The organism is Natroniella sulfidigena (assembly GCF_023223645.1).
Lineage (GTDB): Bacteria > Bacillota > Halanaerobiia > Halobacteroidales > Halobacteroidaceae > Natroniella > Natroniella sulfidigena.
On record NZ_JALKBY010000016.1, the window covers coordinates 32,674 to 44,247 of the forward strand.

Genomic DNA, 11,574 nt, shown 5'->3' on the forward strand with positions numbered 1-11,574 from the left:
CAATTAACAACTAATCCATTAATTTTGAATAATAAAAAAAGTTCTCAGAATTAAACTCCGAGAACTTTACATATCGAGTAGTAAGAATACTAAATCTAATCCTTCTTCTCACATCCAGACTATACTGTCGGTTTTGGAATCACACCAAATCAACTCATTGAGCTCGCGGACTATAACCGCCGGTTAGGAATTTCACCTGTTCCCGAAGAAGCTATTCTATTTTCCAATCTTATTATACTACGAATCCAAAAAGAAATCAACTAAAATTTAAGCTAAATTTGGTAATTAAAAAATTATCAGTTACTAGCTTTAATCTCTTTGATTGCTTGTCCTCTATCTTCAACTCCAAAAACTGCTGAACCTGCTACCAAAATGTTGGCCCCAGCCTTAACAGCATCTACTGCTGTCGTATTAGGTTTAATTCCTCCATCAACTTGAATATCAACTTCTAAACCTCGTTCTTCAATCTGAGCTCTTAACTGCTCAATTTTAGGTAATACTTCAGGAATAAAGCTCTGCCCACCAAAACCAGGATTAACTGTCATCAATAATACCATATCTAATTCATCGAGTACATATTCTAAAACAGACAAAGGAGTAGCTGGATTTAAGGCAACTGCTGCTTTGGCCCCTTCTTGTTTTATATTCTGGATTGTTCGATGTAAATGAGGGCAGGCTTCAGCATGAACAGTAATAATATCTGCTCCTGCTTTAGCAAAATCAGATATATAATGATCTGGATTTTCAATCATTAAATGGACATCTAATACTTGAGTTGTCTTATCTTGAATTCCATCTAAAACCAACGGGCCAATCGTAATATTAGGTACAAAATGACCATCCATTACATCAATATGTAAATATTCTGCTTCTTGTACAGTCTTGATCTCTTCTTCTAACTTGCTAAAATCTGCTGATAAAATTGATGGTGCTACTTTAATCATTTTAAATTCACCAACCCCTTTTTTTATTTTCAACTTCCTCTAAAAACTGCAAATAATTTTGATAACGATGTGTTGCAATCTCTTCGACTGCTACTGCTTCTTTAACTGCACACTGTGGTTCATGACTATGTGAACAAGGGCTAAACTTACATTGACCTAAATAATTGATAAATTCAGGAAAGAAATACTGTAACTTTTCAGTAGTAATAAAACTCAAATCAAGTGAACTAAAACCTGGAGTATCTGCTACCCAGCCTTGATTATCTAAGCTCAACAACTCAACATGTCTAGTTGTATGTCTACCTCTTTTTATCCTCTGACTTACTTCCCCTACTTTCAATTCTAAACCTGGTTGAATAGCATTTAACAAACTTGATTTACCTACTCCAGAAGGCCCTGCAAAGACAGATACATTATCTTTTAATACCTCTTTTAAAGCATTTAGACCTAGCTCTTCTTTAACACTTGTATAAATCACCCTATAGCCAACTTTTTGGTACGGAAGAAGGCGTTTCTTAGCCACTTCTAAAGATGCTAATTCAACTTTATTAATACAGATAGTTACTTCTAAATCAGCTACCTCTGCTAATACTAATAAGCGGTCTAATAATTTAAAATCTAAATCTGGCTCTAAAATAGCAAAAGTAATAATTACTTGATCAATGTTAGCAATTACAGGGCGAAATAAAGAATTCTTTCTCTCCAGCCTTTCTTCTACAACTCCACTCCCATCATCCAATAGATCAAACTTAACTAAATCACCAGTAACCACATCACAGTCTTCCTTCTTTAACCTCCCTCTAATCGTACAGCGATATACTTCCTTGCTTTCAAAATCATGTACAAAAAAATAGCCACCTAGTGCTTTTAAAACTCTTCCTTCTCTCATAACCACTCTCCCTTTTATGAATTAATTTAATCCATAGAGCTTAAGTTTAAGGCTAAGTCTGAGTCAAACATTGAAGAATAAACATTTCTTACTCAGCCTTAAACTTGAACTCAAACTCAAGCTATACTGTTCTTTCATAAACTACATTACCATCAAAATAAACTCTAATCCTTGCTGAACCTACAGTTATTACTTCCTCGCTAATTACATCACCAGCTTGGTGATCTTCCTCATAAACTACCCGTCTACCATTATTATCTTCAACCACAATCCTTACTTCACGATCAGGACCAGGTTGTATTGTAGTTCTAACTTCTGAAGTCTTTACCTCAGCCCCTTCAACATTTCTAATCCCTGAACTTACAATCAAATCTACTGTTGCTCCTTCTGTCAATTCCTCTCCAATTTCAGGATCTTGAGCTATAACTCTACCTTGACGATAATTCAAGCTCTCTCTTTCAATCACTCTTCCAATAATTAAATTTTGATCCTGTAATTTTTGTTCAGCCTCTTCTTGACGTAATCCAACTACTTCAGGAACAATTACTTGTTCAGGTTCTTTACCTTGACTGATCACTAAATCAACCTCAGTATCCATTTTCACCTCTTCTTCAGCCTCAGGATCTTGAGAAATAATCTCATCTTCAGGAATTTGATCACTATACTCATAATCCAGTTCTCCTACTTCTAGATTAAGCCGATTTAATTCAACTCTAGCTTCTCGTAAGGTGCTCCCAACTAGATCTGGAGCTTCAACCATTTGTGCTCCTTTACTGGTTACCACACTGATTACTCGATTTTCTTTAACCATCCTGTTAGGTTCAGGACTTTGTGAAATAATATGATCTTCAGCAATTTCATTGCTATAACTCTCATAATATACTTCTAAATTTAATCCCAACTCCTCTAATTGCTCCCGGGCCAAATCAACATGCTCACCCCTTAAGTTAGGCACTTCAACATCATCAACAGCCATATACCGGTCTAATAAATAATAACCTAAACCAACTACAGCTAAAAATAATACTAATATAATCCCTAATCCAGCTATTACTTTCTTTTTACTAGATCTTTTTGAATTTTTATTGGGTTCTTTATCTTTTTCTGTACTCATCTCTTTTGATCCTCCAGAATCTATTTTAATTACTTCTTGTTTATTAACCCCTCGCCGGTCAGCTTTAGAAATAACTTTAGTCTCTTGTTCTTCCTGCTTAGAAATGACCATTGTCTTTTGATTAGCAGTCTCTTGTTGGAGGTCAAGTTGATAGCTAACCTCCCTTAAATCTTTTAACATTTCAACAGCCGAATTATATCTTTCAGCAGGATCTTTTGCAATAGCCTTGAGAATAATATCAGCTAATTGTTGGGGCAAAGCAGGGTTGATCTCTTGAGGAAAAGTAGGCTCTTGCTCAATATGTTTCAACGCTACAGAAACAGAATTTTCCCCCTTAAAAGGAACCTCCGCTGTAACTAACTCATATAGAACAATCCCTAATGAATAAATATCAGATCTCATAGTAACCTTACTTCCCTTAGCTTGCTCTGGAGAAAGATAATGAGCCGACCCTACAATTGATTCAGTTTGAACTACAGTTGCTGAAGTTATTGCTTGAGCAATTCCAAAATCAGTTACTTTAGCTTTACCTTCAGAAGTCAATAAGATATTATGAGGTTTAATATCACAATGGACAATATTATTTCGATGTGCCGTAATCAAAGCTTGGCAGACCTCTTGTGCTATCTTAACTGCTTCTTCAAGTGGTAATTTTCCACTTTGTTTAACTTTTTCTTTTAAATTCTGTCCCTCTACATGCTCCATTATTATATACTGAAAATCTCCATCTTTAGCTATATCATAGATGTTAACTATATTTTGATGAGAAAAGCTAGCAACTGCCTGAGCTTCATGCCTAAACCTCTCTACAGCAGCTACATCATCAGCAAATTGAGGCTGTAAAATCTTAACCGCCACTTCTCTACTTAATAATTTATCCTGAGCCAAATAAACAACAGCCATTCCACCCGTGCCAATTTTTTCAAGTAATTCATATCTATTATTGAGCACTTTTCCAATCATAATGTCACCTCAAAATCTTTAACTTAATTCTACTGCATAAATAATTACAGTAATATTATCGCGACCGCCTGCTTGATTAGCTAGCTCAACTAATGTTTCAGCCCCCTGCTGTAGGTTACTCTGTTTGGCTAACACCTCTATTATTTGTTCTTCAGAAAGCATATTAGTCAATCCATCCGAACAAAGCAAAATTAAATCATCCTCTTCTAAGTTTACTTCAACCAAATCAAAATTTACATCTTCGTCTACTCCTAAAGCATTCGTCAACATATTTTTCTGGGGATGGTCTTCTGCCTCTTCTGAAGTAATAATCTTCTTCCTGATTAATTCTTCAACCATAGAGTGATCTTGAGTAATCTGAGACAGATCGCCATTTCTAAACAAATAAGCTCTACTATCGCCAATATGACCAATTGTTAATATTCTATCCTTGATAACCCCTAAAGTCAAGGTGGTTCCCATTCCATAATATTCCTCTTTCTCCTCACTTTTATGATAAATCTTTTGATTAGCCTGAGAGATTAAGCTTCTCATATTCTGTACTAGATTATCAACGCTAAATTGGTAGCTTTTAATCACTTCTATTGTTAAGGAACTGGCCAATTCACCACAATTATGACCACCCATACCATCTGCTACAGCCAACAGACTAAAATCTTCTTTAAGTAATACTAAGTAATCATCCTCATTTTCAACTCTAACCTTACCACGATCCGAAACTGCTCCATAATTCAAACTCATCACCTCTTTACTCCAGATTCAAAGAAAACTTTAATTTAACATTGCCAATGCTAATTATATCTTGATCAAACAGCTTCTTCTTTTTAACTAATTGATTGTTGACCCATAAACCATTCGTACTGTTTAAGTCTTTAATTAAATAGTAATGTTTTTTAGTAATTATTTGAGCATGCACCCTCGAAACACTAAGATCAGCTAAGACAATCTCATTCGTTTCTTGACGACCAATATTAGTTTCTATTGAATCAATAATAAATTCCTGTTGTTTGGACTCTTCATTAAGTAGTTTAAGAGAACATTTTCTACGAGAAACAGGGATTATTTTACGAGTAGAGTCTACTTCTTGATAATTATCATCCTTAAACTGTTCACTAGAGGTAAATATTTTAGTTCCATCATCTTTAGTATCTTGAATATTAGTATCAGTTTCATCTTTTATTCTTTCTTCCGAAAAAACAGCTTTAATCTTTTTACTTAATTTAGTTCGCAACCCCATATTCTTTTAATCCTCCTTGGCTTTCAATTGTCCACAAGCAGCATCAATATCCGCTCCACGCTCTCTTCTGACTGTCACAGCAATATTTTCCTTTTCTAATTCCATCTTAAAAGAGCTAATTGCTTCTTGACGAGGTTTGCTATACCCGATTTGTTCCACCTGATTAATTGGAATTAAATTAACATGGGCCAACATCCCAGTTAATAACGAAGCTAACTTCTGGGCTAAGTCCTTTGAATCATTGACCCCTCGTACTAAGGCATACTCAAAACTGACTCTTCGCCCAGTCTGCTTGGTATAATAATCACATGCTGCTAATAAGTCATCTAATGGATAACGTTGATTAATTGGCATCATCTGGCTCCGTAACTGATCAGTAGGAGCATGTAATGAAATAGCTAAGGTCAATTGGAGCTTTTCATCTGCTAACTGCTTAATCTCAGGAACCAAACCACAAGTAGATAAAGTAATCCTCCTACTACCAATATTAAGTCCAGCATCATGATTCATTAAATTGATAGCTTTTAAAACCTGGTCATAATTGGCTAATGGCTCTCCCATCCCCATCAAGACTACATTACTAATTCGCTCCTTTGTTAATCTTTCTACCATTAGAATTTGATTGACAATCTCTCCGGCAGTTAAATTACGACTTAACCCTTGTAGGCCTGTAGCACAGAAATTACATCCCATTGCACATCCAACCTGACTGGAAATACAAAGACTCCTTCTCCCATCCTGATTAGGCAGATAAACAGTCTCAATCTTTTCTCCATCTGTTAGTTGAAAAAGAAATTTTTCTGTTTTATCCTTAGAGTGTTGGCGATTAAGTACTGTAAACTCTTCTAGTTCAGCTACTTGTTGTAGCTGCTTTCTTAAATCCTTAGGTAGATTCTTCATTTCAGCAATCTTGCTTACTTTTTGATTATAAATCCAATTAAAGATCTGTTTAGCTCTAAAACTAGGCTGCTTTAAATCTACCATCAACTCCTCTAACTCTTCCATTGTCTTTCCAACTAATGCTATTGTATCTGTCATCACTTACTTCCCCTCATTTAATATTATAGTCATCCAACTTTAAAATAGAAATATTGAACCTAATTTTTCACTAATTTAGCTATAAAAAACCCTTCTAATAGCTCTTGATCAGGTAACAGTTGCAAATATCCATCACTTAAATAATCCTCTAATCCTAATTCTACCATCTGTTCTGTTAGATCAAACACTGAAAAAGAGGTGAATTCTTCTAAAAACTTAGCAATTACTTCTTGATTTTCTTGTTCAGTAAAGGTACAGGTACTGTAAACTAACTCCCCTCCAACTTTAAGAAATTTGGCTGCATTAGCTAATAACTCTAACTGTAACTGCTGTAACTCTTTTAAATCCTGAGGTTTTTTCTGCCATCTAATCTCTGGTTTTTTGGCCATAATTCCCAATCCAGAGCAAGGAGCATCAATCAATACCTGATCTACTTCTTCCTTAAAGCTGACCTCTCGACCATCTTGGCGGATAGTTTCAATATTATTAATTCCTAATCGTTCACAATTCTCTTCAATCAACTCCAACTTATGCTGATGAATATCGATTGCATAAACTTTCCCTTGATTATTCATCAATTGGGCCAAATGAGTCGCCTTCCCTCCTGGAGCTCCACAAAGATCTACTACTAGATTATCTTCAGTAGGTGCTAGTACATGACTTACTAACATTGAGCTAAACCCTTGTACCTGAAATTTACCCTCTTGAAAAGTAGTTAACCGCTCCATTGCTGAATAATCAGTCAATTCAACTGCTTCAGGTAACAAATCAATCTCTTCTGCACAAGCCCCTTCTGCTGCTAAATCAGCTAATAACTCTTCTCTTGTTACTTGTAATGTATTTGTTCTAACCACCGTTGGTGGAACTTGATTTAAGCTTTTACAGATCTTAATTGTCTTCTCTTTACCAAACCTTTTAACCCATCGTTCAACCAACCACTGTGGTTGAGAGTACTTATATCTAATATGTTGTACTGGCTGCTGTTGTAGATCAGGGTAATCTATCTCATCTAATTTACGAATAATATTTCTTAAAACACCATTAATAAACTTAACTGCTCCTCGATTACAGTGTCCTTTTGCCACCTCAACCGTTTCATTACAGGCAGCTGGAGCAGGAATTCGATCGAGAAATTTAATCTGATAAACTCCTAAACGTAAAGCATTCCGTACCCAAGGGGTCATCTCTTTAACTTTTCGATTGGCAACCTGATTAATAATCCAATCAAGGCTATTTCTCATTCTGATCGTCCCATAGATTAGTTGAGTAGCTAAACTTCGATCACGTTTATCTAACTGAGATTGATTCAATAAATTATTGACCACTAAGTTAGAGTAACCTTCTTCTTCATTAATACGATAAATTGCTTGTAAAGCTAGTTGGCGTGCATTATTCATCTTTAGCCTCCATTAATAATCATAATAGATTTTTAATTCTTTAGTACTTACAAATATTTTTTGCCTTCTGAACAGATTAAATCCAAAAAAAGAATTATTGTAATAATTTACCGGATGGATACTATCTATTATCACTCCTTCTACATTTGAAGCAGTAGTCAGCTTTTTTTGAACCCAGACACCTAATAGCGGGCCAATCAGATTCGATATTACTATTGCCACCAAAACATACAAAATTGTAAAACGGCCTGTTTGTACTAATAAAAATAAAAAAATAATCGCTGCTAAAGTATTAGCAACAGCTATACTGGTCCCACATCTTCTATGAACAACCAACCCTCTTTCTCCTCGTTGTAGACGGGCCAACCCTTCTTGAGCTGCCTGTTTAATAAAGAGAGGGTTGACAACTCCATTGATATAAAAACCATCCTCCTTAGCCCAACCTGACAAGGCTTGACAACCATATCTTTCTTCTAAGATATTGATTGTTGCATGTTCTAAAGCATGATTTTGTCTCAACCTCAAATTGGTAGCTATCTTGATAATCTGCTTAGGTACTAACAATAATGTAATAATCGAATCAATAGTAAACTTGTATGGTATAAAAATAATCGCAAAAAAAACAAAAGAAAGAATGGGGAATACTAAAAAAAATAATAAATAATAAACCATCTTTAATCAGTCCTTTATTCAAGCATTGTTAGTCATCACTTAACATGCCACGCATAATTAGTAATCTAATTAGATGGCCTATTGAGACTAACGTAGCCGCCACATAAGTCAATGCTGCTGCATTTAAAACCTTCTTAGTCCCTTTAACTTCTTCACGAGCTAGATATTGATTGCTCTGTAATAACCTCAGTGCTCGACTACTAGCATTAAATTCAACAGGTAATGTTACAATCTGAAATAAAACAGCAGCACTAAAAAAGATAATCCCAAGCGTAACTATAAATTCTGACCTAAAGAACATAAATCCAAAAATTGCTAACATTGGGCCAACACGTGAACCAAAATTAGCTGCTGGAAATAAAGAATGTCTAATATTTAAAGGTGCATAGTTAACAGCATGCTGAATTGCATGGCCAACTTCATGAGCTGCTACTCCTAATGATGCTAATGAATTACCATTATAGACCTCAGGCGATAACCTGACAGTCTTAGAGCGAGGGTCATAATGATCAGATAACTTCCCTCTAGTCTGCTGGACACTGACACCACGAACACCTTCCCGCTGCAAAATTTCGCGAGCAATATCTGCTCCAGTCTTGTTAGTTTTGGCCCTAACATCTAAGTATTTATTAAAGGTAGATTTAACCTTAAATTGAGCATACATTGCAATTAAGATCGCAGGAAGTACAATAATCATCGTTGGATCAAAAAAGAAAAATGGCATTTAGATCACCCCTCTTAATAGTTTACAGTTGATAGTTGACAGTTGACAGTTAAAAACATAATTAGAATCCTAAATTCAAAACCAGTCTAACCTGTAGATATAAGATTTTTCAAAGAGCTAAGCTTTTAAGATCTTGAATTTTAACTATACACTATCAATTATCAACTCTCAACTATCTTTTCCCCAATCGGTTCTTTAAAGATTAACTTTTCAACCGCTTTTTCTATCTTTTCCATCTCTACTCCTGTATTAACACAAGGGCCATTCGGTCTTAAATTCACCACTCCCATTACTGGCATCGGATAGACATCTTGAATTCCGGTACTTAAATCCCGTTCACAAGCAACAGCTATAATAGCTTTTGGTCTTGTTTCCTTAATAATCTTACGGGCCAACGTTCCTCCAGTTGCAATTGCTAGATTCAAGCCATACTTCTTTTGTAATCCAATCAGATCATCTACTTGGCAGCGACCACACCTTTGACAGTTATCAAGATCACTTGTTACCCTAAAATTACAATCTGCCAGTTGGATACAATGAGGTAATAAGATCAATATATCTTGAGCATTAACTTCAATATCCTCAGGATTAATCAATTGATTGCTCATCTTAATAAAAGAAGACTGAATCTCCTCCTTATCAAACCCTAAGAAAGCCCCTAGGTGAATAACAACCGGTAAAAAATAAGCAATTACTAATTTAATTGGTATGACTAGGGATTTTATCGGTCTTTGCAATCTAATCGTGAGCAAAATACCTATAATCCCCAATACTAAAATCAGAGAAACCACCGATAAAACAAGACTTATAATCAATAATACTCCATAACTTAGTAGATTAAAACCATAAAAATTTAAATACCAGATCCCACTTACTAAAACTCCTACTACAACCAGTGATAATAATAATAATCCAATAAATAGCCCTTTAGATTCTGTCATTACTAATCCCCTAACTTACTTCCTACTTCAATATCATACCCTAATAGATAATCTGTCGCTGACATCTTCTGTTTGCTAGCTGGTTGTAGTTTGGTTAATACTAATTGGCCTTGCCCTGTTTGCACAACAATTCCTAAATCATGATCCAGTTCAACGATAGTCCCTGGTTCTATTTTCTCATTTACCTTTTCTTGGTCAACTACTTGTGAGGCCCATAACTTTAAACGTTGGCCCTGGTAATAAGTATAAGCTCCTGGCCAGGGATTGAACCCTCTAATCAAATTCCAAATATCCTCTGCACTTTGGCCCCAATCAACCTCTCCTTCTTTCTTATCTACCTTATCAGCATAAGTTGCTGCTGCATGATCTTGCTCTTGATATGAAACGGAACCATCTGCAATAGCTACTAATGTTTCAACCAACAACTCTCCTCCAACTAAAGCTAATCTATCATGTAAACTACCAACGGTATCTTCAGCAGTAATCTCTACCTCCTGCTGTAAGATCATATCTCCCGTATCCATTCCTTGCTCTAATTTCATTGTCGTAACCCCTGTAATCTGATCTCCATTGATAATTGCCCGATGAATTGGAGCAGCTCCTCGATACTTAGGCAATAAAGATGAATGGACGTTAATACAACCATGCTCTGGTAAGTTTAAAACCTCTTCTGGTAAGATCTGTCCATAAGCAACAACAGCAATAACTTCTGGATCCCATTCTTTCAATTTATCTATTCCTTCTGAAATATCTTCTGGTTGAAAAACCTCTAAATCATATTCTAAAGCCTTCTTTTTGACAGAGGTCGGCTGTAATTTCTGACCTCGACCTTTCTTTCTATCAGGCTGACTGATTACTCCTTGCACCTCAATACCTTCTGCTTCTACTACTGCCTCCAATGCTGGAACAGCAAAATCAGGTGTTCCCATAAATACAATATCCATTATATCCCCTCCGAATTAACAGGTACTACTCTCCCTTAAATTAAAATCTAATATTACAATACTTAGCAAGCCATTGAATTTTTCTCTATCACATTTTAATTAACAATGCACAATTTACAATTAAATTCAAAATCATAAAACCACAAACACTTAAACCATCAATAGTTACAAGACATTCTGAGACTAAATAATCAGTCTTCCAATATTTCCTTTTAGCTGAGAAAACTCACAAAAACTGCAATTAATAATCAATAAATAACTTTCCAGCTAGATGATCAATTTCATGCTGTAAAACCCGGGCCAACAAGCCCTTACCTTCAATTTCTATCTCTTCGCCATCACGATTTAAAGCCTTAACCTTAACCTGATAGGCTCGTTCTACATCACCACTCTGCTCTGGGATACTCAAACAACCCTCTTGATCGATATATGTCCTATCTGAACTTTCTATAATTTCAGGATTGATCAACTCAACTACACCTTGACCGATATCTATCACAATAATCTGCTTAGAAATGCCTATCTGTGGAGCAGCTAAACCTACTCCTTGAGCATCATACATTGTTTCAACCATATCGTCAAGCAATTTACCTGTTTTATCTGTAATCTCTTCTACCTTCTTAGCTTCAGTTCGTAACACTGGATCTCCTAACTCTCTAATATTTAAAATTGCCATTTTCATCCCCCTCGGTATATAAATAGTTTACAATT

At 35.5% G+C, this 11,574-nt stretch carries 12 protein-coding genes and 1 riboswitch; all 12 genes read right to left on the minus strand.

Annotation, left to right across the window (positions count from 1 at the left end; genetic code table 11):
* Window positions 1-98: 98 nt before the first annotated feature.
* Window positions 99-214: riboswitch (FMN riboswitch) on the minus strand.
* 82 nt (window positions 215-296) lie between these two features.
* Window positions 297-944 (minus strand): ribulose-phosphate 3-epimerase, encoded by a 648-nt coding sequence (rpe, locus tag MWH28_RS10605; protein ID WP_248619351.1) that lies wholly within the window; start codon window positions 942-944, stop codon window positions 297-299.
* A 7-nt stretch (window positions 945-951) separates the two neighbouring features.
* Window positions 952-1,833, minus strand: coding sequence for a ribosome small subunit-dependent GTPase A (gene rsgA, locus MWH28_RS10610; RefSeq protein WP_248619352.1), 882 nt, complete (start codon window positions 1,831-1,833; stop codon window positions 952-954).
* Window positions 1,834-1,954: 121 nt separating this feature from the next.
* Window positions 1,955-3,910, minus strand: a complete 1,956-nt coding sequence (gene pknB / locus MWH28_RS10615; RefSeq protein ID WP_248619353.1) for a Stk1 family PASTA domain-containing Ser/Thr kinase — start codon at window positions 3,908-3,910, stop codon at window positions 1,955-1,957.
* Window positions 3,911-3,928: 18 nt separating this feature from the next.
* Window positions 3,929-4,651: a Stp1/IreP family PP2C-type Ser/Thr phosphatase gene (locus MWH28_RS10620; RefSeq protein ID WP_248619354.1), complete on the minus strand. Its 723-nt coding sequence runs from the start codon at window positions 4,649-4,651 to the stop codon at window positions 3,929-3,931.
* 7 nt (window positions 4,652-4,658) lie between these two features.
* Window positions 4,659-5,147 (minus strand): FHA domain-containing protein, encoded by a 489-nt coding sequence (locus tag MWH28_RS10625; protein WP_248619355.1) that lies wholly within the window; start codon window positions 5,145-5,147, stop codon window positions 4,659-4,661.
* A gap of 6 nt (window positions 5,148-5,153) precedes the next feature.
* Window positions 5,154-6,185: a dual-specificity RNA methyltransferase RlmN gene (gene rlmN, locus MWH28_RS10630; protein WP_248619356.1), complete on the minus strand. Its 1,032-nt coding sequence runs from the start codon at window positions 6,183-6,185 to the stop codon at window positions 5,154-5,156.
* Between the two features lie 59 nt (window positions 6,186-6,244).
* Complete coding sequence (gene rsmB / locus MWH28_RS10635; protein ID WP_248619357.1) at window positions 6,245-7,582, minus strand: 16S rRNA (cytosine(967)-C(5))-methyltransferase RsmB; 1,338 nt, start codon at window positions 7,580-7,582, stop codon at window positions 6,245-6,247.
* 12 nt (window positions 7,583-7,594) lie between these two features.
* A complete protein-coding gene (locus MWH28_RS10640) occupies window positions 7,595-8,254 on the minus strand; it encodes a DUF6391 domain-containing protein (RefSeq protein WP_248619358.1) in 660 nt (219 codons plus the stop codon).
* 28 nt (window positions 8,255-8,282) lie between these two features.
* A complete protein-coding gene (locus MWH28_RS10645; protein ID WP_248619359.1) occupies window positions 8,283-8,978 on the minus strand; it encodes a zinc metallopeptidase in 696 nt (231 codons plus the stop codon).
* 161 nt (window positions 8,979-9,139) lie between these two features.
* A complete protein-coding gene (locus MWH28_RS10650) occupies window positions 9,140-9,919 on the minus strand; it encodes a DUF116 domain-containing protein (RefSeq protein ID WP_248619360.1) in 780 nt (259 codons plus the stop codon).
* A 2-nt stretch (window positions 9,920-9,921) separates the two neighbouring features.
* Window positions 9,922-10,863, minus strand: a complete 942-nt coding sequence (gene fmt / locus MWH28_RS10655) for a methionyl-tRNA formyltransferase (RefSeq protein ID WP_248619361.1) — start codon at window positions 10,861-10,863, stop codon at window positions 9,922-9,924.
* Window positions 10,864-11,104: 241 nt separating this feature from the next.
* A complete protein-coding gene (gene def / locus MWH28_RS10660) occupies window positions 11,105-11,539 on the minus strand; it encodes a peptide deformylase (protein WP_248619362.1) in 435 nt (144 codons plus the stop codon).
* Window positions 11,540-11,574 lie beyond the last annotated feature (35 nt).

Bases quoted from the DNA above. Each gene is read 5' to 3' on its own strand.
- rpe (WP_248619351.1), bottom strand. From the start codon at position 944: ATGATTAAAGTAGCACCATCAATTTTATCAGCAGATTTTAGCAAGTTA.
- rsgA (WP_248619352.1), bottom strand. From the start codon at position 1,833: ATGAGAGAAGGAAGAGTTTTAAAAGCACTAGGTGGCTATTTTTTTGTA.
- pknB (WP_248619353.1), bottom strand. From the start codon at position 3,910: ATGATTGGAAAAGTGCTCAATAATAGATATGAATTACTTGAAAAAATT.
- MWH28_RS10620 (WP_248619354.1), bottom strand. From the start codon at position 4,651: ATGAGTTTGAATTATGGAGCAGTTTCGGATCGTGGTAAGGTTAGAGTT.
- MWH28_RS10625 (WP_248619355.1), bottom strand. From the start codon at position 5,147: ATGGGGTTGCGAACTAAATTAAGTAAAAAGATTAAAGCTGTTTTTTCG.
- rlmN (WP_248619356.1), bottom strand. From the start codon at position 6,185: ATGACAGATACAATAGCATTAGTTGGAAAGACAATGGAAGAGTTAGAG.
- rsmB (WP_248619357.1), bottom strand. From the start codon at position 7,582: ATGAATAATGCACGCCAACTAGCTTTACAAGCAATTTATCGTATTAAT.
- MWH28_RS10640 (WP_248619358.1), bottom strand. From the start codon at position 8,254: ATGGTTTATTATTTATTATTTTTTTTAGTATTCCCCATTCTTTCTTTT.
- MWH28_RS10645 (WP_248619359.1), bottom strand. From the start codon at position 8,978: ATGCCATTTTTCTTTTTTGATCCAACGATGATTATTGTACTTCCTGCG.
- MWH28_RS10650 (WP_248619360.1), bottom strand. From the start codon at position 9,919: ATGACAGAATCTAAAGGGCTATTTATTGGATTATTATTATTATCACTG.
- fmt (WP_248619361.1), bottom strand. From the start codon at position 10,863: ATGGATATTGTATTTATGGGAACACCTGATTTTGCTGTTCCAGCATTG.
- def (WP_248619362.1), bottom strand. From the start codon at position 11,539: ATGGCAATTTTAAATATTAGAGAGTTAGGAGATCCAGTGTTACGAACT.